General features: G+C 54.3%; 23 protein-coding genes, 2 tRNA genes and 2 pseudogenes. 15 read left to right on the top strand and 12 right to left on the bottom strand.

What is annotated here, in order from left to right:
• Positions 1-2: 2 nt before the first annotated feature.
• From AX755_RS08490 to AX755_RS08475, 4 genes are all read right to left on the bottom strand, one after another.
• Positions 3-1,019, bottom strand: coding sequence for an iron ABC transporter substrate-binding protein (locus AX755_RS08490; RefSeq protein WP_062856601.1), 1,017 nt, complete (start codon positions 1,017-1,019; stop codon positions 3-5).
• A 358-nt stretch (positions 1,020-1,377) separates the two neighbouring features.
• Complete coding sequence (locus AX755_RS08485; RefSeq protein ID WP_062856600.1) at positions 1,378-2,208, bottom strand: CPBP family intramembrane glutamic endopeptidase; 831 nt, start codon at positions 2,206-2,208, stop codon at positions 1,378-1,380.
• A gap of 81 nt (positions 2,209-2,289) precedes the next feature.
• Positions 2,290-2,362: transfer RNA gene (locus AX755_RS08480), tRNA-Thr, on the bottom strand.
• A 283-nt stretch (positions 2,363-2,645) separates the two neighbouring features.
• Positions 2,646-2,722, bottom strand: a tRNA-Arg gene (locus AX755_RS08475).
• 278 nt (positions 2,723-3,000) lie between these two features.
• On the opposite strand from AX755_RS08475, the gene AX755_RS08470 reads away from it, so the two are divergent.
• The 3 genes from AX755_RS08470 to fimZ all read left to right on the top strand — a co-directional run bounded on the left by AX755_RS08470 (position 3,001) and on the right by fimZ (position 5,884).
• Positions 3,001-3,699: an EAL domain-containing protein gene (locus AX755_RS08470; protein WP_062856599.1), complete on the top strand. Its 699-nt coding sequence runs from the start codon at positions 3,001-3,003 to the stop codon at positions 3,697-3,699.
• Between the two features lie 24 nt (positions 3,700-3,723).
• Positions 3,724-4,446: a helix-turn-helix transcriptional regulator gene (locus AX755_RS08465; protein WP_062856598.1), complete on the top strand. Its 723-nt coding sequence runs from the start codon at positions 3,724-3,726 to the stop codon at positions 4,444-4,446.
• Positions 4,447-5,251: 805 nt separating this feature from the next.
• Positions 5,252-5,884 (top strand): fimbria biosynthesis transcriptional regulator FimZ, encoded by a 633-nt coding sequence (gene fimZ, locus AX755_RS08460; protein WP_013095936.1) that lies wholly within the window; start codon positions 5,252-5,254, stop codon positions 5,882-5,884.
• Between the two features lie 51 nt (positions 5,885-5,935).
• Here the strand turns inward: fimZ and sfmF are convergent, their stop codons facing one another.
• The 6 genes from sfmF to fimA form a co-directional block, all read right to left on the bottom strand.
• On the bottom strand, positions 5,936-6,460 hold the full coding sequence (sfmF, locus tag AX755_RS08455; protein WP_013095935.1) for a fimbria assembly protein: 525 nt from the start codon (positions 6,458-6,460) through the stop codon (positions 5,936-5,938).
• 9 nt (positions 6,461-6,469) lie between these two features.
• Complete coding sequence (gene fimH / locus AX755_RS08450; RefSeq protein WP_020685033.1) at positions 6,470-7,474, bottom strand: type 1 fimbria D-mannose specific adhesin FimH; 1,005 nt, start codon at positions 7,472-7,474, stop codon at positions 6,470-6,472.
• 13 nt (positions 7,475-7,487) lie between these two features.
• Entirely contained in the window at positions 7,488-10,052 is a 2,565-nt protein-coding gene (locus AX755_RS08445) for a fimbrial biogenesis usher protein (RefSeq protein ID WP_013095933.1), read from the bottom strand.
• A 14-nt stretch (positions 10,053-10,066) separates the two neighbouring features.
• Positions 10,067-10,759 (bottom strand): type 1 fimbria chaperone FimC, encoded by a 693-nt coding sequence (gene fimC, locus AX755_RS08440; RefSeq protein ID WP_013095932.1) that lies wholly within the window; start codon positions 10,757-10,759, stop codon positions 10,067-10,069.
• A gap of 34 nt (positions 10,760-10,793) precedes the next feature.
• A complete protein-coding gene (fimI, locus tag AX755_RS08435) occupies positions 10,794-11,339 on the bottom strand; it encodes a type 1 fimbrial protein subunit FimI (protein ID WP_013095931.1) in 546 nt (181 codons plus the stop codon).
• A gap of 68 nt (positions 11,340-11,407) precedes the next feature.
• Positions 11,408-11,971, bottom strand: a complete 564-nt coding sequence (gene fimA, locus AX755_RS08430) for a type 1 fimbrial major subunit FimA (protein WP_062856597.1) — start codon at positions 11,969-11,971, stop codon at positions 11,408-11,410.
• A gap of 310 nt (positions 11,972-12,281) precedes the next feature.
• Here fimA and folD point away from each other — a divergent pair, with 310 nt between their 5' ends.
• The 5 genes and pseudogenes from folD to AX755_RS08405 all read left to right on the top strand — a co-directional run bounded on the left by folD (position 12,282) and on the right by AX755_RS08405 (position 16,820).
• Entirely contained in the window at positions 12,282-13,148 is an 867-nt protein-coding gene (gene folD, locus AX755_RS08425) for a bifunctional methylenetetrahydrofolate dehydrogenase/methenyltetrahydrofolate cyclohydrolase FolD (RefSeq protein ID WP_013095929.1), read from the top strand.
• 1 nt (position 13,149) lies between these two features.
• Positions 13,150-13,362, top strand: a complete 213-nt coding sequence (ybcJ, locus tag AX755_RS08420; RefSeq protein WP_013095928.1) for a ribosome-associated protein YbcJ — start codon at positions 13,150-13,152, stop codon at positions 13,360-13,362.
• Positions 13,363-13,609: 247 nt separating this feature from the next.
• Positions 13,610-15,109, top strand: a pseudogene (locus tag AX755_RS08415) (PTS transporter subunit EIIC).
• 83 nt (positions 15,110-15,192) lie between these two features.
• Positions 15,193-16,209, top strand: a complete 1,017-nt coding sequence (gene malI / locus AX755_RS08410) for a Mal regulon transcriptional regulator MalI (protein ID WP_062856596.1) — start codon at positions 15,193-15,195, stop codon at positions 16,207-16,209.
• Positions 16,210-16,283: 74 nt separating this feature from the next.
• A pseudogene (locus AX755_RS08405) lies at positions 16,284-16,820 on the top strand (metal-dependent hydrolase).
• Positions 16,821-16,863: 43 nt separating this feature from the next.
• On the opposite strand, the gene cysS reads toward AX755_RS08405, so the two are convergent.
• Positions 16,864-18,249: a cysteine--tRNA ligase gene (cysS, locus tag AX755_RS08400; RefSeq protein ID WP_020685027.1), complete on the bottom strand. Its 1,386-nt coding sequence runs from the start codon at positions 18,247-18,249 to the stop codon at positions 16,864-16,866.
• Between the two features lie 174 nt (positions 18,250-18,423).
• Here cysS and ppiB point away from each other — a divergent pair, with 174 nt between their 5' ends.
• The 7 genes from ppiB (at position 18,424) to mnmH (ending at position 23,145) form a co-directional block, all read left to right on the top strand.
• On the top strand, positions 18,424-18,918 hold the full coding sequence (gene ppiB, locus AX755_RS08395) for a peptidylprolyl isomerase B (protein ID WP_020685026.1): 495 nt from the start codon (positions 18,424-18,426) through the stop codon (positions 18,916-18,918).
• Between the two features lie 3 nt (positions 18,919-18,921).
• Positions 18,922-19,644, top strand: coding sequence for a UDP-2,3-diacylglucosamine diphosphatase (lpxH, locus tag AX755_RS08390; RefSeq protein WP_062856595.1), 723 nt, complete (start codon positions 18,922-18,924; stop codon positions 19,642-19,644).
• Between the two features lie 140 nt (positions 19,645-19,784).
• Positions 19,785-19,994, top strand: coding sequence for a YdgH/BhsA/McbA-like domain containing protein (locus tag AX755_RS08385; protein WP_062856594.1), 210 nt, complete (start codon positions 19,785-19,787; stop codon positions 19,992-19,994).
• Positions 19,995-20,059: 65 nt separating this feature from the next.
• Positions 20,060-20,245, top strand: coding sequence for a hypothetical protein (locus tag AX755_RS08380; protein WP_023620085.1), 186 nt, complete (start codon positions 20,060-20,062; stop codon positions 20,243-20,245).
• Positions 20,246-20,405: 160 nt separating this feature from the next.
• Positions 20,406-20,915 (top strand): 5-(carboxyamino)imidazole ribonucleotide mutase, encoded by a 510-nt coding sequence (purE, locus tag AX755_RS08375; RefSeq protein ID WP_040021485.1) that lies wholly within the window; start codon positions 20,406-20,408, stop codon positions 20,913-20,915.
• Positions 20,912-21,979, top strand: coding sequence for a 5-(carboxyamino)imidazole ribonucleotide synthase (purK, locus tag AX755_RS08370; protein ID WP_013095918.1), 1,068 nt, complete (start codon positions 20,912-20,914; stop codon positions 21,977-21,979). The genes purE and purK overlap by 4 nt, the downstream gene beginning before the upstream one ends.
• 95 nt (positions 21,980-22,074) lie before the next feature.
• Positions 22,075-23,145, top strand: coding sequence for a tRNA 2-selenouridine(34) synthase MnmH (gene mnmH, locus AX755_RS08365; protein ID WP_062856593.1), 1,071 nt, complete (start codon positions 22,075-22,077; stop codon positions 23,143-23,145).
• 123 nt (positions 23,146-23,268) lie between these two features.
• On the opposite strand, the gene AX755_RS08360 is transcribed toward mnmH, so the two are convergent.
• Positions 23,269-24,414 (bottom strand): porin, encoded by a 1,146-nt coding sequence (locus AX755_RS08360; RefSeq protein WP_013095916.1) that lies wholly within the window; start codon positions 24,412-24,414, stop codon positions 23,269-23,271.
• Positions 24,415-24,594 lie beyond the last annotated feature (180 nt).

The raw sequence follows: 24,594 nt of genomic DNA, 5'->3' as shown, positions 1-24,594 counted from the left end.
GATCACAGCAGGCCAGCTTGCGTCATCAGCTCGATGACTTTTTTACTGTTAAGCGTGGAAGGTTCCACTTTCGGTGCATCCAGCTCGTTCAGCGGCACCAGTTTCGGGTTAGAGGCCGCGTTCACGCCCACCGCATATTCAAAGGCGTTATTGGTGCGCAGGCTATCCTGCCCTTCTTTGCCGGTGATGTATTTAATGAAGGCCTGTGCCTGCGCTTTGTGTTTGCTGGACGCCAGCACGCCGCCGCCGGAGAGGCTAACAAAGGCGCCCGGATCCTGATGTTTGAAGTAGTAGAGCTTAGTGTTTTTGCTGTTTTCACCCGTTTTGGACTGATCGACAAAACGGTAGTAGTGATAAATCACCCCGCCATCAATCTGACCGGCGTTAACGGCTTTCATCACGGTGCTGTTGCCTTTATAGGCAACGAAATTGGCTTTCATCGCTTTGAGCCACTCAAGGGTGGCCTGCTCGCCTTTCAGAGCCAGCATTGCGCTGACGATCGCCTGGAAATCGGCTCCTGACGGAGAGGCAGCCCAGCGGCCTTTCCACTCGGGTTTAGCCAGATCCATCAGCGATTTTGGCAGCTGCTGCTCGCTCAGTTTTTCCGGGTTATAGACAAACACCGTGCTGCGAGCGGCGATCCCGATCCAGCGGCCGTGTGCCGGACGATACTCCGCCGGTACCTGCTTTAATGTCTCTGCATCTAATGGCGCAAACAGTTTGGCGTTATCAACCAGCACCATTGACGGCGAGTTTTCAGTTAAAAATACATCCGCAGGCGATGCGCTGCCTTCCTGCACCAGCTGGTTGCCCAGCTCGCTGTCATCACCATTACGCAGCGTGACCTTAATACCCGTTTCTTTGGTAAAACCGTCTACCCACGACTTCACCAGATTTTCATGCTGCGCGTTATAAACAACGATACCTTCGTTGTTATCAGCAGCAACCGATTGAGTTGAAAGGAAAAGTGATGAAGACAACAGGGCAAGCGAGAAGCATGACAGCAGGCGAGAATTCATGAACATATCCTTAATAGACCAACGTGATAAACAACAAAGGGCTGTGTGGGACAGGATTAAAGCATACAACAACGCTAATGATAATTACTATCAATCGAGTTTAGGCGTAAAAGTGTAAAATTCGTTTTTAGCAGATTTTAGAATGATAAAAACCCAAATTTTAATGCGAGATAATTTTTAGATTAAGAAAACCTTAAGCCTGCCAACAATGAAATTCATTAGCCTTCTATTTATTCTGACGCGAAGGTAAATGTGTTATTCATGCCCCCGGCATATATAAAAAAAGCCCCGATGCTTCGGGGCTTTTTATGCTTATCCGGAGGCAGCCAAATTTATAAGGCCACTATTTTAAAAAGCATCACACCGACGCGTGAGGGGCATACATCGGATAGGTGAAGAACAATAAATGCATGCAGTTCAGCCCAAAATGGAAGAACGTTGCAACCCAGAGCCTGCCGCTCCACATCCACGCCAGGCCGTAAATAATACCGGAGAGGCTGGCAAAAATAATCAGCAGTAAACCGCCGCTATAATGCATTAGCCCAAAAATGAGTGAGGCAATCAACAGTGCTACAACAGGATGCACAACCCGGGACAAGCGCTGCTGCAGATAGCCTCTGAACAAGGCTTCCTCGGCTAAAGAGACGAAGAAAATATTCGCAAGGGCAAATTGAGCAAACCATTCTGGCGCATGCGGCTCAATTCTCAGCCCGCCCAACGCAACAGCCAGAAGTAACAGCGCGGGTATCGCCAATACCAATATTCCCCAGCCGATCTTGCCAGCTTTATAAAGGGGTTTTGCTACGAATAACGTTGGCATGCACGTAATTAAAAAGAACGGCACCACTGCCTTGTCCATATTAAAGTACATACTGAACGGCATGCTTTGCGGACCAACAACGACAGCGTCCAGTACCTTCGGGTTATGGAAGCCAGGGATCGCATGTAAAACCAGGGCAACGGCGATGACTACGCACAAGCCCTCGACCAGATAAGTATATTTATTATTTTTATTACGTAGCCATTCAACAACAGACCAGCCAATAACGATTAATGCAATCACCAGCAGCGCCGGGGCGTCAAGAATGCTCTGTTTCCAGCCGAGAAATGCCGTTAACCCCAGCATCAGGTAAGCCAGGCTTTTATTCAGGGAAAGTGCGGCAAGCGAAGTTGCGAGTAGATACCACATAAATGTCCTTCATGATTGGCATGTACAACAGTGAAACGAATGTCGTGCCGGAGGCATCCCGCGGGGAAGCCATAAATAGGGTGCCGACTACCGGTATCGAACGGGTGACCTACGGATTACACGTCAGTTGCTCTACCTACTGAGCTAAGTCGGCGTTGGTCCGCCACCGGAGCCTCGAACCCCGTACTACAACATCCTGGTTGTCGCTCTTCCCGATGAGCTAGTGGCGGTATGGTGGCCCTGACTGGAACTACGCCAATGACCGGTCGATGGCGGAACAAACGTTCTGACCGACAGGCTACAGAGCCGGGGTCAGAATGATACACATCTGGAATTAACCACGCAAATCAGACGGTTAAAAGCTGGCACAGAGTGAAGGATCGGTAGCGGTTGGTCGGTCTGGGGAAGAGTGGGCTGGATTAAGCGCTGAGACTAAATGGCACGCCCTGTAGGATTCGAACCTACGACCTACGGCTTAGAAGGCCGTTGCTCTATCCAACTGAGCTAAGGGCGCACTGAGAAGAGTGAACTTCGCGGTGGTGAAACGCGAAGAATTATACGGTCAATGGCAGGTGAGTCAATGCCTTTTCCGTTTTCCCCCCCGATTAGGGCTAGCTGATTGTAAATATGGCTGTTTTTTCAACATTCCCGGCTTTTCTTTCGTAGAATTTAGCGCTGCGAAAAGGCTTAGCTGCATTTAAGTAACGCCTGCTGTTTTCCTGAGCGTCAGCTCGTCACACTAGTGTGAAGTATCCCGGCCGCCTGGAGGCTGACAGACAACAGGACAATGGAGTGACAGCGCAAAACCTGATCGATACGTCCCCCAGCTTACAGCACCTCTCTCACGATATCGCGGGCATCAAACTTGAGCCTATCATCGCCCTCTCCTCGCAGCGCCAGGTTGGGGTGGAAGTGCTGAGCGTTCTGTCAGCAAGAGAGCAAAGCGAAGCATTTTTCAACGATCGGTCTGCGGAGTGGTCACTTACGCTGCTTGAAGCGCAACTTGTCGCGCTAAAAAATACCCCGCACTGTCATAATCTTTACGTCAATCTGCCGATAACCGTATTAACGCAGCCGGACACCTTTCTGCGGCTCCTCCGGCTGCCTGCCGCACCGCTGAATATAGAAATTGTCGACCCGGCACGCTTTCTGGCGCTGTCTGACACAAAACGGCAGGACGTTCACCAGCGCCTGCTGCAGCTCAGAAGACAAGGCCACGGTATCTGGCTGGATGATATTGATGAAGCGATCGTCCAACCGTTTTTGTCCTGCCGGCTGCCGTTAACCGGCATAAAAATCGACAAGGAAGCATTCTGGCGTTTACGCGCCACCCCTGCGCTCGGGCAACTGGTGACACGTTGCTTTCAGCTTGCCGACAACGTGCTTATTGAAGGTATTGAGACTGAAAAGGATCATAGCCGGGCACGACAGGCAGGAGCAGGATTCGGCCAGGGGTACTACTGGCCGTCCTGGACATGGCCGGAGGAATAAAAAGCCATTTCCAGGAGGGAAGCCATGCGAATGACAGTGCGCCGTTACCGGCGGCGGCGTACAGGAAGTGATGCACTGGGATTTACGCACTCGCCTTTTGCTCCCCCCTTTTTCGACCGGCTCGAATTTTTGAGCCAGTCCATCCACCAACATCGCAAAACAGACGCGCCCTTTATTATTCTGGTTACGGAAGATCAGTTCCTGCGCACCGGTTTTCTGAACGGCCAGTTTCCCCTGAGCAGCTGTAGCGACTACCCGACGCTGGACGAAGCCTTTCAGGCGCTCAACCAGTGGCCTGCAGCCCGTCTGGTGGTAGATATTGAAAGCCGTACCACGGCGCTTATAGAAAAGCTGGATCAGTTGAGAAGACACAGTCTGTATCCGCCCTTTCTCACGCCGTATCTGTTGGTCAGGGCGGATAATTACGACACCCGTCTGTTCTGTAAAGCGGCGGGGCCGTTTCATGTCCTTGAACGCCAGTCAACGGCGGCGGCACTCCAGCACAGCCTGATGGACATCAACCCTCCACAGGGCTCCAGTAAAGAGTGGTTCTCTCGCGGCGAGTGGCCCATTTTACAGGAGCTGTCGCGGGGGAAGTCACTACGTCAGATCGCCCTGCTGCAGAATCGCCCCTACAGCCGCATTATCTATCGCCTGAGCTGCATTCTGGTGAAGCTCGGGCTTAGCCATCGCCAGGAACTGTTGCATCTTCTCAATAATCTCTCCGACTGCCCGTTTTACTCTTAACCTAACCCCTTATTTCCTAAAGATCTTTAGGAAGTTACTTACTGAAAATGTTAATTTTATGTTAATTGTTAACATAAATCTCGAAATTACAACTATTCCTAATTTCTGACTCTGAACCACGTGAAATATTAAAGAATAAGTAAAGCGCAGCACTTTCATCCATGCGTTAAGGGATTGATGGTTCCGTTAACAGGATGATAATGATGTAAAAACAAGTAATTTGGTTGTACGCCCCTGGCGCTTAAAGCGAAGGCCGCAGAAGATTTTGCTCTTCCGGCATAGTATTTTTCTGATATCGGGGAGAGGTATCGGGATGAGGATGAGACGCGCTATCTGTGCAAATTCACGCCACTTCAGCAGCAGGTGAGACGTTTTACTGCCCCGTCATTTCATTAACAATTTTGCAACATATAGTGGTATCTGTTATTTTTTGTTATTACATAAAGATGAAAAGATGCGGTAAATGGAATAACAGGACATTTCCGCTAAATTTAAAAAAATAGCCATTCAGATCCAGAAGATAATACAAATCAATAATCATGAATTAATCTGCAGGCTTTTCGGAGAAAACTTACACGGTATAATAAGACGCGTACCAATTATGAATAAGAAAAACCTTTTTGCCGCCACCAGCCAAATGAGATGACCGCGCTGAGGCAATGACATTACCACTACGTTAACAAGGATGCTTTCGCTCTTTCCAGGGAAATACCACCCTATAAGGATCTGCAAATTTATCCTTCCGGCATTTCGAGAGTTTGAACCAAACTCAGCATAACGCTTTTAACAATCTGAGGCATAAAAAATGAAACCGGCATCCGTTATCATTATGGACGAACATCCTATCGTCAGAATGTCGATAGAAGTCCTGCTACAGAAAAATAAAAATATCACAGTCAAACTGAAGTCTGGCGACAGCCATGAAGTTCTCGACTGTATCCGCAATCACGCCATCGATCTGGTGATCCTGGACATTGAACTTACGGGCACCGATGGCTTCGCTTTATTGAAAAGAATCAGAAACTTAAACAAAGACATAAAGGTCCTGTTCCTCTCTTCCAAATCGGAGTCCTTTTACGCGGGCCGCGCCATCCGCGCCGGGGCAAATGGGTTTGTCAGTAAACGAAAAGATTTAGGTGAGATCTACAACGCCGTGGAAATGATTCTGATGGGCTATTCTTTTTTCCCGTCGGAAACGTTGAACTTTATTAATCACCTGGGCTCAGGGAAAGGGATGGCATCCGATATGCCATTATCGAACCGTGAGGTCACCGTACTGCGGTATCTGGCGAATGGCTTATCGAATAAGGAAATTGCCGAACAGCTGCTATTAAGCAACAAAACCATTAGCGCGCACAAATCCAATATTTATTCCAAGCTCGGTGTGCAAAGCATTGTGGAATTAATTGATTACGCCAAGGCACACGAACTGCTATAACCTGAATTCACTCCCTGCAGTTTATCTGAGTTGCAGGGAGTGCGGTCAGCGCTAATTATAATTAATCATAAATGTGGCATCCGCATCGGCGCGTCCGGGTCGGGGGTTATCCGCTGTGGCAATATAATTAGCATAGAAAGACAGCACGGCATTACCCTGCGCATCTACCGCTACCGGCTGGCTGGCCTGCTGTAACGCAAGACGCGTTTTATCCGCATCCCTGATCTCCACCGCGACGTTATTCGCCGTACTGGCGTCATTCAACGCCAGCAATCCGCTGTCACTCCCGTCAGTTTTCCCGGAAAACGTAATTGATGCCGAGCCTGGCGGACAGCCAGTCAGCTTCAGCGTAAAGGGCATGGGCTGCGTGCGGCTCCCCGTGGTGCTGAGCTGCTTCGTCGGCCAGGTGCCCAGTGTGACGGTCTTGTCGCTGTCGCTGCCCTCTGCCACGCAGGTAAAATCAACGATATTGCCGTACATCTGAATATTGATCTCGCCCAGCGCTGTGGCTGACCACGCGTTTGCCTGACACATCGTCAGGGCCAGCGCAGCGAAAGGCCATTTCCAGTTCCCCATCTCTTCCCCTTAATCGTAATCCACGCGCAGATAGCCGCGAGAGGTGAACCGGCCTTCTGCTGGCTTATTCCCCGTAATGCTCACCGGCCAGACCCGGATCCCCACCTGCGCCTGCGCGCTGTCATCCAGACGGAACGGAATTTTGCTGTTCAGGTTGTTAGGCGTCAGAGGCGTACCGCTATCGTTCGCCACGACAAACCCTAAATCCGGGTTATCGGAAACCAGCGCATTGCCCGAGATTTTTTCCGCCTCGATGCGCATCGTCAGATACGCATTGGCCTCCACATTGGTGCACTTAATGGCAATGGTTTTGCTTTGTGGTGAGACGTTCTGAGGACGATTGCCGGCCCCCGCCTGGCTGAACAACGACGCGCCAATATCACCAAAATCAAACTCCACCACCTGCCCGGCGTTAATCGCACAGCTTTGTGGTACCTGAATGGTGCCGCTGTAGCTGATGGTATAGACCGGCGTATTCAGCGGATCGGATGACGTGGTAGTGACATAGACGGTGAACATGGTCTGCTGGGGGATCACCACCATGTTGATAAACCGCCGTGTGACCCGCAGACGAAAGACCAGCTTCGAATCGGTGACAGGAAACGCTTTGTTGTTCGGAACGTTAGGGTGCTGCCCCATCTGAATGTAGTCTGACGGTGGATAGAAGGTGCCCGCGTAGTCATCGTGGATCTGCATTGCGCCATCAAGGTAGTCATTCAGCTTCACATACTTATAGCCATCAATTACCGTCGTTATCGGCAGGCTGGTGACATAACTACGCATCGTGGACTTTCCGGTTGTTCCTTTAGGGCAAATGGCGTTCACGCCCACCAGCCCGGATTTTTGCGCAAGGGTCACAATCTGCCCCGGTTTGTTATTGGAACTGTTAAAGACGTTTGAAAGATCGTATGAGATATCCTTCGGCACGCCCGTGGCGTTCTGGCAAACCGTCGCCCACGCGGGCATCGTGCTGCAGAGCAGCGCTAAGCTAAACACATTGCGTAAACTGCGCATCTTTGGGTTCCTGTTAACGGTCACAGCTTGCCCCCGCCATGGTAATGGCCTGGTTTTGGCTTTCAGGCGATAAACGATAGTGCGCACGACACTGGGACTGCATCCCATTGCCCCACTGAATAAGCAGCTCCCCTTCCAGCGGCAGCCCGCTCAGGTAAATCTGCCCGTCATCGCCCACCATACTGGTGACCCCGCTCTGGGTTTCACGGACCACGGCACCAAACGGCACAGGCTGGTTGCCGCGGGTCACGGTCAGCAGGGCACGTACGCCGATACGGGTATCGAAGCTGGCGCGCACCAGCGCACCTTTGGTCGGTACTACGCTGCTGACGTTATTTTCGATGTCGGTGTTGTTACTCATGGAGTTGGTATCCAGCGCCACGCGGTTATAGCGGTAGACGGTGGCATACGGCATGACCGCGTAGCCTCGCCAGTCGGTTTTCACCCCGGTCTGGTTTTCCACGCTGACGCCCGAGGCTCCCGGCGCTTTGATCAGGACGTTAGTGTCGCCCAGCGGCTGGCTGAAGGTGACGCCGTCGGCATGGCCCACCACCCCACCGGAGAGCTGCCAGTTGAGATCGTGCTGATCGCGCGCGTAGTTGTAGCCCACCCCCAGCGTGCCGTAGGTCGCCTGCCAGTTTGCGCTGGCGCTACCGCTTGAGCCGTTGGTGCTGGTGTGCCCCTGCGTAACGCTGTAGTTCAGGTTGCGATCTTCCAGCAGGGTGCCGCTGACCCCGGTTTGCCAGCTGGTATCACCGTCGCTGTTGCGGCTGGCTGAGGCCGTGGCGTAAGCGCGGTCGATGGCGCTGTCCCGGCGATATCCCTGACGGGTAAAGAGGCTGAACGGCACCGAGACGTTAAAGGACGCGATCCGGTCCGTTCCCTCTATCCCGACGGACTTGTTCCACGACCATGACAGGGAGTAGTTGATCCCTTTTACACCTCCGGCATAGCCGAGCTGATACCAGAGGTTCGACTGGCTGGTGCCCCAGTAGGTCTGCTCGCTGCCGGAGACATAGACTGAGCCGTAATCACCCAGCGACTGAGAGATATTGAGCTGGAAGCGCCCTTTTTTGTTCCACGTCAGGTTGTGATAGCTCTGCACGTCCGGCACGCCGTCATCATCCTTGCTGTCGGCATACTGATAGCCTTCCATCGAACGCCAGGCCACATCATCCAGGGTGTAAAACCCTTTCGTGGAGTAGCGATAGCCCAGCAGCTGGAAGTTGGTGCCGAATCCGTTGAGTGATTTTGCATACAGGAAACGCAGGGACTGGCCCTCATGGCGGCTGTCGTCCGCCAGCTGGCTGCGGGCATGGGTGATATCGACCGACACAGCCCCCCAGTCACCGAGGTTTTTCCCGGCGCCAATGGCCACCGCAGTATAGCGCGACGCCAGCTGCGTACCGCCGTAGAGCGTGTAACCATTGGCCAGACCGGTAATCAGCGTGCCCTGGGTGAAGAACGGCGTGTCCTGATCGCTGTTACCGCTGCGGTAATCCCCGGCCACGAGGTCATACTTCCAGCGACCTTCACGCTGCAACAGCGGCACGGTGGAGTACGGCACGGTATAGCGTTGCTGACTGCCGTCCTTCTCTTCTACGGTCACTTCCAGATCGCCGCTTGAAGAGGTAGGGTTCAGATCGGTAATGGCAAACGCGCCAGGCTGGACATAGCTCTGGTAGATAACATAGCCGTTCTGGCGAACAACCACTTTGGCCGGGGTACGGGCGATACCGCGCACGGTTGGCGCGTAGCCCTGCAGGCTGTCCGGGTACATGCTGTCGGACGAGAAAAGCCGCCCGCCGCGGAAACCGACGCTGTCAAAGACATCATTGCCGGTATTGCTGTCGCCCAGCACCAGCTCGCTTTTGAGCGGAATGACGGTGCGCTGCGCCCAGGTGCCAATGTTCTGCCAGTTACTGTGCCGCTGGCCGTTGTTTTGCGTATAACGCCAGGCGCCGTTATTGCGTAAACGCCAGGCGCCATAGTTCAGCCCGCTCTGCAGGTTCAGATAGTAGCTGTCATCCTCGCTTCCCCGGTTGCCGGTAAAGCTGTAGTTCAACAGCGCGGCGGGGATCCCTTCATCCCACTGTTCAGGCGGGATATAGCCACGGGCACTGTTCTGCATCGCCACCTGCGGCAGGCTGATATTCAGACGCTGCGAGGCGAAGTTAAATGCGACCAGGCTGCCGGGGATCGCTGTCGCCAGCGGGACACAGGTGTCGTCCTGCACCTTTACCAGCTCGGGAAACGCGGCGAGGTTAACGCCAAACCGTTCCAGCATTTTACGCGTGATGCACGGCGCCAGTCCGCCCGCCACCGGTGGCGTATCGTCGGCCTGCTCAAAGCGCACGTCCTGGGTCGCGATAAACTCATCGTTACGCCAGATATCCACGCGATACACGCCGGGTGCCTGCTGGTGACCTTGTTCAAAACGCGATAAATCCGCCACGCTGGCGGTATCGTCGGACAAAAAGGCCGGGTTAAAGTAGCTTTCGCTCCAGCCCGACTGCGGCCAGAGCGTTGCCATCAGCGCCAGTGCAACCGGGCAGTAACGCCATTGATGATTATTCATCGCCCTGACTCTGCTCACAGGTTGACGCTACGCGCCGGAGTAATGGCACCGTAGTCATTGACGCTCTGCCAGGAGAGCGTACCGCCCGCACCAGCCGGCAGCGCCTGCTGTGCCGAATTTTTTGGCGCAATCATGATGTTATCCAGCGTCTGTCCGCCCAGCTTCAGATTGACCAGCGTGATGTAATACGGTGAGGCGTTGCTGATCTTCAGATGCGAGCCAACGCGCTCAAAGCGCAGCTGAGAGAGCGCCTCTTCCGGCTGCATTGCCAGGTTATTCGGGCGCACAAAAAGCTTGATACGCGACAGGATGGCCAGTTGCAGCACGTTGTTGTTTTCGGTTTTGGCTTTGTTCACTGACGGGATCGCTTTCACGTTCATGTAAAACAGCGATTCACGATCGGCAGGCAAAGCAGGCCCGGCGTAAATAATGCGCAGCGTGTTTTCGCTGTCCGGCTCGCTGACAAACAGCGGTGGCGTGACGGCAAAGGTTTTTTCTTTTTGCCCGTTTGCGTTTTCGATCCACGCGTTAATTAAATAGCGTTCTTGCTTGTTACTGTTGGTGATCGCCAGTGAAGTTTGTTTAGCATCTGCCGGATAAATAACGCGCGTGGCTCCAAGTGCAATACCGCCGGACGCATTCGCGCTTGCAGAAACCATCATTAAAATAAACGATAAAATCAGTCCTGGTTTAATTAGGGTATTCATCAAAACCGTACCTTTAATAATGTGTTCGCAGGTGTTATGGATAAATCAACGTAAACCAGACATCCGACTGAATATTGCCTGGCACAAGGTGTTCGGAAATAGCCCGATATCGGGCGCTAAAATGAAACGCAAGCTCGCGGGTATCAATGGGCAGCCAGCTGACCGCCGTGGCGTTGGGGATTATCTGACGCTGCTGTTCGTCAAAGAGAGCCAGCCCCACCCCGCTGCTGATGGGTGTTTCACCGGGGCGCGATGTTGCCAGAAAAACCTGCGGGTCTTCCGCGGGCGTGATGCCCTGGAACTGGATCCCGACGGTGCGTGAGACATCCACGCTGCAATCCAGCAGCCGCACGGTAAAAGGCACATTAACGGTGGAAAAACTGCCCACCCCGGAAAACGAGTTGGTCCGGTATTGTCCCATATCGATGCGCATATTCTGGCTGTCTGGCGCCACGGCGCAGCCACCGTTCACCAGTTCACCCCGGAGGTGTACTTTGCCGCCGTCAATCACCACCGTATGGGCGAATGCCTGGGAAGCCATCGCAAGGGTTAACAGCAGTAGTGTTCCTGTCCTTGTCATCCTTCGTTCCTGGCCTGAGCGTATGACGGGCCTCATCCCTGAGGCCAAAACATCCCTGTACGGAGGAATTATTCGTATTTCATAACGAAAGTGGCGTCAGCGTTTGCCTGGCCTGGTTCAGTGGTCGCAGCAGTGGCTTTATAACGCGCGCTGAAGTTCAGGGTGTTGGTGCCCTGGATCAGGTTCTGCGCAGCAGAGAAGGTGGCACCGTCTGGCGTCAGAACGCTGGATTTGCTGTCGAGGATCTCGATACCAACACCTTTCGCGGTGTTGTCGTTGCTACCGGAAGTCACTGCCAGCAGGGTTTTGTCAGTTGCGTCGATCTGACCGGTGAACGCCACAGCAGTCGTTTTCGCCACCAGCGGATCGCAATCGTTCAGTTCGATGGTGAATGGAATATTGGTGGTGGTATCACCCACTTTGGTGAATTTCGCGGTACGGTACTGACCGAGATTAACAGTCTGCTCAGAAGAATCGGTATTTACTGAACATGCAGCATTAACCAGTTCACCTTTAAAATGCACGGTACCGCCATTTACGGAAACTGGCGTAACCGGATCGGCAGCGTGAGCGGCACCCGCGACCAGGGCCAGTGAAGCAATAACAGTAGAAGCAATGTTGCTGAGTTTCATGTCTATTCCTTTAAAATGTAAATAACCCTTCCCGCGAATTATCGGGAATAAGAAATATGTTCAATTGAAAAATTGAAAGCTTATTTCGGAGGAGACAAAGTAGCTCAGGAAACTATTTTTAAATATGTCAAAACGCTGCCATTTTACCAGGTCACATCCTAATCCTGCCTAAGAAATTGACCATCACCCGAGAAGGGTCTTTACGCCCGCCGGAGGAAAACTCGCAAAGGGTGACTGACAGCGGCGCTCGCTTCTGACAAAATACAGGCCATCCCCCCTTTCAAACGTTACAGACGGAATCTTCTCTCTGATGGCAGCAAAGATTATTGACGGTAAAACGATTGCGCAGCAGGTGCGCTCTGAGGTCGCGGAAAAAGTGAAGGCGCGTAAAGCGGCTGGTTTTCGCGCACCAGGGCTTGCCGTTGTGCTGGTTGGTAGCAACCCGGCATCGCAGATTTATGTCGGCAGCAAACGCAAAGCGTGTGAAGAAGTGGGGTTCGTCTCCCGCTCTTACGATTTGCCGGAAACCACCACCGAAGCAGAACTGCTGGAACTTATTGACACCCTGAATGCCGATAAAGAGATCGACGGTATTCTGGTCCAGCTGCCGCTGCCGGCAGGCATCGACAACGTGAAGGTACTGGAGCGTATCGCGCCGGATAAAGACGTGGACGGTTTCCACCCGTATAACGTTGGCCGTCTGTGCCAGCGCGCGCCGCGCCTGCGTCCCTGCACCCCACGCGGCATCGTGACGCTGCTGGAGCGTTATAACATCGACACCTACGGACTGAACGCCGTAGTGATTGGCGCCTCCAACATCGTGGGCCGTCCGATGAGCATGGAGCTGCTGCTGGCCGGTTGCACCACCACCGTGACCCACCGCTTCACCAAAAACCTGCGTCATCACGTCGAGAATGCCGATCTGCTGATCGTCGCGGTCGGTAAGCCGGGCTTCATTCCCGGGGAATGGATTAAGGAAGGGGCGATTGTCGTGGACGTCGGGATTAACCGTCTGGAAAACGGCAAAGTGGTTGGCGACGTGGTTTATGAAGATGCCGCAGCGCGTGCCTCTTACATCACCCCGGTACCGGGCGGCGTAGGCCCGATGACCGTAGCAACCCTGATTCAGAATACCTTGCAGGCATGCGAGGAGTATCACGACGTAGAGGACGCGTAACATGGCGACATTTTCATTAGGTAAACATCCACACGTTGAGCTGTGCGATCTGCTGAAGCTGGAAGGCTGGAGCGAGAGCGGTGCGCAGGCCAAGATTGCCATTGCCGACGGGCTGGTTTTCGTCGACGGCGTGGTAGAAACGCGTAAGCGCTGCAAGATTGTTGCCGGTCAGACCGTCAGCTTTGAAGGTCAGAGCGTGACCGTTACGGCCTGAGCCGTCTGATGCCCTCACCCTAACCCTAACCCTAACCCTCTCCCGGCCGGGAGAGGGGATAACAATCCCCGCACACCTATCACGGTTAATTATCGATCAACTTCAAATAATCACTATTTCATCTGTTGAAAAGTGAAAATTGTGTTGCGCGTTTTTCACGCTTTGCCCACGATAAGTAGAACGTTCTACTAAAACGTTCTACTTACAATAACAGCGCCAAAAAAAGCGCTTCTCGGGGGAAATCAGCATGAGTCTGATATCAGGGTTTGTTAAATCGCTGTCTAAGTTATCGATGATTGGTCGCGCCTTAATGCTGCCAATTTCACTGCTTCCCGCTGCGGGCCTGCTGCTGGCCTTTGGCGATAAGTTTCACCTGCCGCTGATGATGAACGCGGGTGGGGTTATCTTTGATAACCTGCCCATGCTGTTTGCCATTGGCTCCGCCGTGGGTCTGGCATCGGAATCCGGCATTGCCGCACTGTCTGCCGCCGTCTCGGTGTTTGTTACCAATATCACCATCAGTACCGTGCTGAGCATTACGCCGGAAATGGCCTCTCAGGGCGGCAAATACGCCATGGTGGTCGGCATCCCGACGCTGCAGATGGGCGTCTTTGGCGGGCTTATCTGCGGTATTCTGGCGGCGTGGTGCTATAACCGTTTCCACACCATGCAGCTGCCGGAGTTCCTTGGCTTCTTCTCCGGCAAACGCTTTGTGGCGATTGCCACGGCGTTTCTCTCGTTCCTGCTCGGTCTGCTGCTGCCCTACGTCTGGCAACACATTCAGGCAGGCATCGACGCGCTCTCCGTGGTGGTGAACGGCGATAATCAGGCCGCCTCAACCTTTATCTTCGGTCTGGTCGAACGCGCCCTCATCCCGCTCGGTCTGCACCATATCTGGTATCCCTCTTTCTGGTATTCATTTGGTGATTACACCACTCAGGCGGGCCAGGTGATCCACGGCGACCAGACCATCTGGTTCAAGATGCTGGAAGAAGGTGTGAAATCCTTCAGCAGCGACACCTACCAGAACGCCGGTAAGTTCATGCAGGGTGAATTCCCGCTGATGCTGTTTGCCCTGCCTGCGGCGTGTCTGGCGATGTATCATGAAGCGCATACCAAAAATAAAAAAATCGCGGCCGGTATTCTGTTCTCTGCGGCACTCACCTGCTTCCTGACGGGGATCACCGAGCCGGTGGAGTTCACTTTCATCTTCGTCGCGCCGATCCTCTACGTCTTTAACGCCATTATGGCGGGCCTGGCGTACATGACCATGTAACTGCTGCACGCCCATATCGCCAAGTCGTTCTCGGCAGGCTTTATCGATTATCTGTCGTTCGGGATCCTGCCGTCATTCAACGGCTATCAGACCAACTTCCTCAATGCCATTATCATTGGTATTCCGATGGGCATGATTTATTACTTCACCTTCCGTTTCGTGATCCGTCGCTTTGACGTGAAAACGCCGGGCCGTACCGAAGTGACCGCCAGCGCGGATGATAAATCCGATTCTGAACTCGCCACCGAAATCATTACCCTGCTGGGCGGTGCGCACAACATCGACTCCGTTGGCTCCTGTATCACCCGTCTGCGCCTGGAAGTGGCAAAAAGTGATGCGGTGGATAAAGATGGCCTGAACGGACTCGGCGCTCGCGGCGTGGTCTTCGTGGGTGATAACGGAATTCAGGTGATTTTCGGTGCCAGAGCACAGTTTATCGCCCAGACCATGTCCACCATGATTGGCAAATAATAAGATGCCGGAACGACACGTCTCCTGTAGGCTGAGAGACGTGTCGTATCTGGCTGATAATCGGTAAATTTCAGGGAGCGGTTTTGAAGAAAGTCAGCATCATTGATGTCGCAAAGCACGCGGGTGTGTCGGTCTCTACCGTATCGCTGGTGCTGCGCCAGAAAGGGAAAATCTCCGAAGCAACGATCGAGAAGGTCAATGCCGCCATCACGACGCTGGGCTATGTTCATAACGTTGCCGCTGCTAACCTTCGCGCCAACACCTCCAACCTGATCGGCCTGATCCTGCGTGATTTTAGCGACAGCTTTTCCATCAAAGTCATGACGAGTATCGTCCAGGAGCTGGAGAAGCAGGGCTATATGGTTTTTCTCGGCCAGCCGCTGAACGATCGGGAGCATTTAGAGCGCACCCTGCTCTCCTTTAAGCAACAGGGCGTGGCGGGCGTGATCTATCTCGCGTCGGATACGCGCTCCTCAACCCTGCCGGAGCAGATCCGCCAGTGCCCGCTGCCGCTGGTGGTGGTCTCGCAGTCTCTGCTGGATGAAAAATGCAACCTGGTGATGCGCGATAACCGCCAGGCGGCAAACCTGGCCGCGCGCTATCTTATCGAGCGCGGGCACCGCAACATCGCCTACATTGGCGGACGGGAAGGCTGCCTTATTCGCGAGCAGCGCCTGCTTGGATTTCGCAGCGCAATGACCCAGAACGGGCTGGTGTGGCGTGATGAAAGCTCCCCGGCCTGCAGCGATGACACGCAAGCCGCCGCAATGGCGACCCGCCAGCTGCTTGAAAAAAACAACACCATCACCGCCCTGCTCTGCCATTCACCGGATGCGATGATCGGCTGCATTAGCGGCATTCATCAGGTGGGCCGCACCGTGGGAAAAGATGTATTTCTGACGCAGCAGGTCGCGCTGGTGGGCTTTGAAGATATGCTGCACGTCAACCTGACCTCGCCGTCGTTTACCTATGTCTCCTCCGCCAGTGACGAGACAGGCCGCCAGGCGGCGGGTCTTATCATCCGTAAGCTGAAAGAGCCAGAGCTGCAGACGCAGCGCATTACCCTCTCCGGCCAGCTTATCGCGCGGGAATCGGCGTAAAAATCGGAATTTAGCACAGGTCAGTTTCAGCGAAATCGCTGCTATATTCCCATGATTTGTCATGGAAAATTACGATGCCTACCGTTATCACTCACGCTGCTGTTCCGCTTTGCCTGGGCTTAGGCCTGGGAACCCGGGTTATTCCTCCCCGCCTGCTTTTCGCCGGTGTCGTGCTCGCGATGCTGCCCGATGCCGACGTGCTGGCGTTTAAGTTCGGCGTTGCTTACGGCAATGTTTTCGGTCATCGCGGCTTTACCCATTCACTGCTGTTTGCCTTCGTGGTGCCGATACTCTGCGTACTGGTCGGGCGACGATGGTTCAGGGCAAGTTTGACGCGCTGCTGGCTGTTTTTAACCGTGTCGCTGCTGTCGCACAGCCTGCTGGATTCCGTCACCACCGGCGGCAAGGGCGTCGGCTGGCTGTGGCCGTGGTCAGATGAACGCTTCTTTGCGCCGTGGCAGGTGATTAAGGTCGCCCCGTTTGCCCTGTCGCGTTAAACCACGCCGTACGGGCATCAGGTGATTATCTCTGAACTGCTGTGGGTGTGGCTGCCGGGAGTGGTGCTGATGGGGTTGTTGTGGCTCTCCCACAGGGAGAGGGAGAACACCTAACAATCCCCTCTCCCTGTGGGAGAGGGTTAGGGTGAGGGGAAAATTACTTACGGCGCCAGGTGGTCCCTTGTGGGCCATCTTCCAGGATGATCCCCATCTCGGTCAGGCGATTGCGCGCCGCATCCGCTGCCGCCCAGTCTTTCGCCTGACGGGCTTCGAGACGCGCGTTAATCAGCGCTTCAATCTCTGCCACTTCGCCGTCATCCGCCTGCGCACCGCTCTGCAGGAAGGCATCCGGCTCCTGTTCCAGCAGGCCAAGCACGGAAGAGAGTTTACGCAGGTGAGAAGCCAGCGCATTCGCCGCCGCCATATCTTCTGACTTCAGACGGTTGACTTCACGCGCCATATCGAACAGCACCGAGTAGGCTTCCGGGGTGTTGAAATCATCGTTCATCACCTCAACAAAGCGGGCCTCAAACGCCTCGCCGCCCGCGGCCTCCACGGACTTGTCGGTACCGCGCAACGCAGTGTACAGACGCTCCAGCGCAGAGCGTGCCTGTTTCAGATTCTCTTCACTGTAGTTCAGCTGGCTGCGGTAGTGGCCTGACATCAGGAAGTAACGTACGGTTTCCGCATCGTAATACTTCAGCACGTCACGCACGGTGAAGAAGTTGCCCAGCGATTTAGACATCTTCTCGCGGTCAACCATCACCATCCCGGAGTGCATCCAGTAGTTCACATACTCGCCGCCGTGCGCACAGGTGGACTGCGCGATTTCGTTTTCGTGGTGCGGGAACATGAGGTCTGAACCGCCGCCGTGAATGTCAAAATGTTTGCCCAGCTGTTTGCAGTTCATCGCCGAGCACTCAATGTGCCAGCCCGGACGCCCTTCTCCCCATGGAGATGGCCAGCTTGGTTCGCCCTCTTTGGACATCTTCCACAGCACGAAGTCCATTGGGTTACGCTTCACGTCAACCACGTCAACGCGGGCGCCAGCCTGCAGTTGGTCAAGATCCTGACGGGAAAGCGAGCCGTAGGTAGGATCGGTTGGCACTGAGAACATCACGTCGCCATTGTCCGCAACGTATGCGTGGCCGCGTTCAATCAGCTTTTCCGTGATCTCGATAATTTCGTGAATATGGTGGGTCGCACGCGGCTCGCTGTCCGGGCGCAAAATGTTTAACGCGTCGAAATCCTTGTGCATCTCAACGATCATACGATCCACCAGCGCGACAAAGCTTTCGCCATTTTCATTAGCGCGCTTGATGATTTTGTCGTCAATATCGGTGATGTTACGCACGTACTTCAGGTTATACCCGAGGAAACGCAGGTAACGCGACACGACATCGAATGCGACAAAGGTACGGCCATGGCCGATATGACAGAGATCGTAAACCGTAATACCACACACGTACATGCCGACTTCCCCGGCATGGATAGGTTTAAATTCCTCTTTCTGGCGCGTCATTGTATTAAAGATTTTTAACATCGAAGATTCCATGTAAACACGTGTGTGGACGAAAACCGGGTATTCTACCCGTAATTCAAACCCGAAGCAGCACACAATGCAAGGTGATCGCATCCTGTGGTTATGCTATAACAGGCCCCTATATCTGACCCGAACGCGGGTCGACGTACCACAATAACGGAACAGGATGCAAAAATGGTTACTTTCCACACTAATCATGGCGATATCGTAATCAAAACCTTTGATGACAAAGCGCCTGAAACAGTTAAAAACTTCCTGGACTACTGCCGCGAAGGTTTCTACAACAACACCATTTTCCACCGTGTGATCAACGGCTTTATGATTCAGGGCGGCGGTTTTGAACCGGGTATGAAGCAGAAAGAAACAAAAGAAGCGATCAAAAACGAAGCCAATAACGGCCTGAAAAATACCCGCGGCACGCTGGCGATGGCGCGTACTCAGGCACCTCACTCTGCCACCGCGCAGTTCTTCATCAACGTGGCTGACAACGACTTCCTGAACTTCTCCGGCGAAAGCCTGCAGGGTTGGGGCTACTGCGTATTCGCAGAAGTGGTTGAAGGCATGGACGTGGTCGACAAGATCAAAGCCGTTTCCACCGGCCGCAGCGGCATGCATCAGGACGTTCCAAAAGAAGACGTTGTGATTACCAGCGTGACCGTCAGCGAGTAATTCGTGGCGACACTCTTTATTGCAGATTTGCACCTGCAAACAGAAGAACCGGCGATCACCGCCGGTTTTCTGCGTTTTTTAGCGGGTGAAGCCAGACACGCCGACGCGCTTTACATCCTTGGCGACCTGTTTGAAGCCTGGATCGGCGACGACGACCCCAACCCGCTGCACCGTGAAATGGCTGCCGCCATTCACGCGCTGGTCACCTCCGGCGTTCCCTGCTACTTCATTCACGGCAACCGCGATTTTCTGGTCGGCCCTCGCTACGCCCGAGAAAGCGGCATGACGCTGCTGCCAGAAGAACAGGTGCTTGACCTCTATGGTCGAAAAGTCCTGATCATGCACGGTGACACGCTCTGTACGGACGATACCGGCTATCAGGCGTTTCGCGCGAAGGTCCACACCCCGTGGATCCAAAAGGTGTTCCTTGCCCTGCCGCTGTTTATCCGGAACCGTATCGCCGCCAGAATGCGCGCGGGCAGTAAAGCCGCCAACAGCAGTAAGTCGATGACCATCATGGACGTCAACCCGCAGGCAGTGGTCAACGTGATGGAGAAACACCACGTCCAGTGGTTGATCCACGGTCATACCCACCGTCCCGACGTGCATACGTTGGTCGCCAACGGCGAACCGGCTCGCCGTGTGGTACTGGGCGCGTGGCACAGCGAAGGATCGATGGTGAAAGTCACGCCTGAAGGTGTGGAACTGATCGCTTTCCCGTTTTAATTTCTCCCGCAAAACTCATTCTATTTTTTTGAAAGATATCGGCAAATTGTTTCGATTTTAATCAGCCCGTGGTCGGCCTATCATTTATCACATCAGGGCAACACGCCCTATCCCAAACAAAACACTTAAGGATTACGACCATGAAATCTATCAAAACTTTCGTTGCAATTGCCGCTCTGTCTCTGATCTCTTTCGGTTCTTTCGCACAAAGCGTTAGCGCGACAGCCTCAACCCTGGATCGTGCAGAAGCGAAAATTGCCGCTCAGGCTGCTGAACAGGGCGCGTCTTACAAAATCACCAGCGCACAGTTCAATAACCGCGTGCACATGACTGCGGAACTGACTAAATAAGATCGCCGTTTGCCGTGCCGCCAGTAGATCCGCGACAGCGACAAGACGATGAGGAAGGAAAGAGAATGAAAAAAATCAGCATCGTAAGTGCCCTGCTGCTGGCCGCTGGACTGTCCACTGGCGCGATGGCAGCAGAGAATGGCTTCTGTGTACCGGAAGCCGGCTCGAATATCGACACCAGCATGGTGAATCATATTGATGTCAGCCACGCATTCGACAAAGAGAACCTGACCGCAGGGGATCTTCAGTAACCTCTCAAAACAGACCGCCTGAATGCGGTCTGTTTTGTTATTCCCGCGCACCACAACGGCTCGGTTTTTAACCGCGCAACCGTTTTCCTTGCCCGTATTACATGCTATTCTCTGTGCCCTCGAAAGCAGTGTGTTTCGCACCACAGGAGTTTTAAGACGCATGTCTTCCCGCAATAATCCGGCGCGTGTCGCCATCGTGATGGGGTCCAAAAGCGACTGGGCTACCATGCAGTTCGCCGCCGAAATCTTTGAAATCCTGAATGTTCCTCACCACGTTGAAGTGGTTTCCGCACACCGCACGCCGGATAAACTGTTCAGCTTTGCCGAAAGCGCGCAAGAGAACGGTTACGAGGTGATCATTGCCGGTGCGGGTGGCGCAGCACATCTGCCGGGCATGATTGCCGCCAAAACGCTGGTGCCGGTACTGGGTGTTCCGGTGCAGAGCGCCGCACTGAGCGGTGTCGACAGCCTTTACTCCATCGTGCAGATGCCGCGTGGCATTCCTGTGGGTACGCTGGCCATCGGCAAAGCGGGCGCGGCAAACGCGGCTCTGCTGGCAGCGCAGATCCTGGCGACGCACGATAAAGCCTTACTTCAGCGTCTGGCGGACTGGCGTAAAGCCCAGACCGACGAAGTGCTGGACAACCCGGACCCGCGGGGTGCGGCATGAAGCAGGTTTGCGTCCTCGGTAACGGTCAGTTAGGCCGCATGCTGCGCCAGGCCGGTGAACCGCTGGGCATTGCCGTCTGGCCGGTCGGTCTGGATGCCGAACCCGAAGCCGTGCCGTTCCACCAGAGCGTCATTACCGCTGAGATTGAACGCTGGCCGGAAACCGCGCTGACCCGTGAACTGGCGCGCCATAACGCTTTTGTGAACCGCGACGTGTTCCCAATCATTGCTGACCGTCTGACGCAAAAACAGCTGTTCGACAAGCTCGGACTGGCGACCGCGCCGTGGCAGTTGCTGTCTGATAAAAGCGAGTGGAACGATGTCTTCGCTATGCTGGGCGAACTGGCGATTGTAAAGCGTCGCGTCGGCGGTTATGACGGCCGCGGACAGTGGCGTTTGCGCGCACACGAAACCGCCGAACTGCCGGAAGAGTGCTACGGAGAGTGCATCGTTGAGCAGGGCATCAACTTCAGCGGTGAAGTGTCGCTGGTTGGCGCTCGCGGCCACGACGGGCGTACCGTATTTTATCCTCTGACCCATAACCTGCATCAGGACGGGATCTTACGCACCAGCGTCGCCTTCCCGCAGGCCAATGCTGAACAGCAGGCGCAGGCGGAAGAGATGCTCTCGGCCATTATGCATGAACTGGGTTATGTGGGCGTGATGGCGATGGAGTGTTTTGTAACGCCATCTGGTCTGCTGATCAACGAACTGGCACCGCGCGTTCACAACAGCGGTCACTGGACGCAAAACGGCGCATCAATCAGCCAGTTTGAGCTGCACCTGCGCGCCATTACTGACCTGCCGTTGCCGCAGCCGGTGGTTAATAGCCCTTCAGTGATGATCAACCTGATCGGTACCGATCTGAACTACGACTGGCTGAAGCTGCCGCTGGTGCACCTGCACTGGTACGACAAAGAGGTTCGTCCGGGGCGTAAAGTGGGTCACCTGAACCTGAACGACAGCGACGCAGGCCGCCTGAGCGCTACCCTGGAAGCGATGATTCCTCTCCTGCCGCCGGAATACGCAAGCGGGATTGTCTGGGCGCAATCAAAGCTCAAATAAGCGATAATTGCCGGGGAGTTGATCTTCCCCTTCCCCGGCCTCTCCTCACGCGCGTAAAATCCCCCTCCATTGCTGTTTTGATTTCTGGAATAACCATGAACGATGGAACGGATTATCGCGCGATACTCGCGTCCGATACCCCTTTGATTGACGTTCGCGCGCCGATCGAATTTGCGCAAGGTGCGATGCCTGCGGCAATCAACCTGCCTTTGATGAACGACGACGAACGCGCCGCCGTGGGGACCTGCTACAAACGCCAGGGGCCCGACGCTGCGCTGGCGCTCGGCCATAGTCTGGTGAACGGCGACACGCGGGAGGCCCGGATCAACGCCTGGCGCGAAGCCTGTCTTGCTCGTCCTGAGGGCTTTATCTGCTGCGCGCGCGGCGGACAGCGCTCGCATATCACGCAGGCCTGGCTTAAAGAGGCGGGCGTGGATTACCCGCTGATCCGCGGCGGCTATAAAGCCCTGCGTCAGACGGCGATTCAGGTCACTATTGAGCAGTCACAAAAACCGATGGTGCTTATCGGCGGCTGTACCGGAAACGGTAAAACGTTGCTGGTGAAGCAACACGCGCAGGGGATCGATCTGGAAGGGCTGGCCCACCATCGCGGCTCATCGTTTGGCCGCACGCTGACGCCACAGCATTCCCAGGCAAGCTTTGAAAATCATCTGGCCGTCGAGCTGTTGAAAAAAGATGCCGCACGTTGGGTGCTGGAGGATGAGGGCAGGATGATTGGCTCTAACCATCTGCCGGAATGCCTGCGCGACCGGATGGCCGAAGCCCCTATCGTGGTGGTAGAGGATCCGTTTGACATTCGTCTTGAGCGCCTGCGCGAAGAGTATTTCGACCATATGTGGGCCGATTTTTCTGCCGCCTACGGCGAAGAGGCAGGCTGGAAGGAGTATAGCGAGTACCTGCACCACGGTCTGTTCGCCATTCGCCGCCGTCTGGGGCTGCAGCGTTATGCGGAATTCACCGCGCTGTTAGATTCCGCACTGCTGGAACAACAACGCTCTGGCAGCACTGACGCACACTTTAGCTGGCTTGCGCCGCTGCTCAGAGATTATTACGACCCGATGTACGGCTATCAGCTGGAGAAGAAAGCGGAGAAGATTGTATATCGCGGGACGTATGGCGAGGTCGCTGACTGGCTTGATCGCTGAAAGAAAGCCGGGTGGCGAGGTAAAAGCAAAACGGCAACCTGGTTGCCGTTTTTAATGTTTGTACCCTCTCCCTGTGGGAGAGGGTCAGGGTGAGGGCATCAGACCGCACCCTGTGCTTCGACCTTAGAAGTCGTAACGCAGACGCACCAGGTTCATATCGCCCAGGTTGTCGGTGCTGGAGGTGAACACGTGTTCGTAATCCACACGGAAACCGTAGTCCAGCTGGAAGCTAATACCCACACCGTTGTCGATGCGCTGGTAGTTACGGCCGTTCACGTACTCGATACGGTCACCCATGAAGTATGGCTGAATGGATTTAACCGCATACTGATTGATTGGGAATTTGTACCCTGCGAAGTATTCGATACCCCATGCGTCACCGGCAAAGTAGTCGTTAACAGACACTTTTTTGGTGGTCAGGAAGTTCTGGTACCAGCCGCCGCCAGCAGAGAAGGTCCAGTTATCCGGTGTCCAGCTGAGCGCGGTACCGAGGATGTTCTGGTCATAGGTTTTGCTGTCGCCGTTGTCCGGGTTACGCATATCTGCACGGGTGTAGTTCCATGCCGCGCCCCAGGTCAGATCGGTGGTCAGGTGGTAATCGATACCCAGGGAACCGCCGCCTTTACGCTTGTAGCGCAGACCGTTGCCCGGCAGGTATTCGCTGTCTTCAAACAGGTAAGAGGCGTAGATATCAGCATCGCCAACGGTTTTCTTATATTTCAGCATATTGCGTGAACGATAAGAGCCATCGTAGTCGCCATTGATACCGTTACCTGGTGCCTGACCGATCATGTCGTAGTCCCAGATATCGGTTTTCACACCCACCACATCATAGTACACGCTGTTCTGTTGACCGAAGGTCAGCGTACCCCAGGTGTCGCTCTTCAGGCCGGTGTAGAGCATACGGCGCGTGGTGTCGTGAGCACCTTCGGCATAGTGATGATCCCAGTTGAACTGGGCAGGGATATTCACACCCAGTTCGTAGTAGCTGATCCAGCTGATGTCGTCGAACAGATAGTAATCTGCCGCAAAACGGAAACGGGTGCCGCCGTCGAAGCCGTTACGTTTGTAGCTGTTTTTACCGTCGTCGCCCGTCATGTTCTGGAACTGAGGACGAATACTGCCGCCAACGGTAAAGTTCAGACGGCTCAGCGGGTTACCCGCCTGAGGATCTTGCTTAAGAACCGTGATTTCCGCCTGAGATGCGAAGGAGGTTAATGCCACTGCTGCGCCAATAGCTGTCGCCAGCGCGGTTGTTTTTATAGTCATTATTTTTCCTTAATAGACACGCTGCTAAATATTTAGCGTGTGAATATTAACTGGAAATAATCGGGCTGTGTGGGCGGGTTTTTAATGTTTTGTGCTACTAAATGAGTGGGTATTATCGATTTGTGCTGTTAACGGGCTGCGTACCAGCATTTAAACCGGCACGCAACCATCACGTCTGTG

Source organism: Enterobacter sp. SENG-6, from assembly GCF_001605945.1.
GTDB lineage: Bacteria > Pseudomonadota > Gammaproteobacteria > Enterobacterales > Enterobacteriaceae > Enterobacter > Enterobacter cloacae.
Note: the sequence above shows the minus strand (reverse complement) of the source record. Positions and strands in the feature narration are given on the sequence as shown.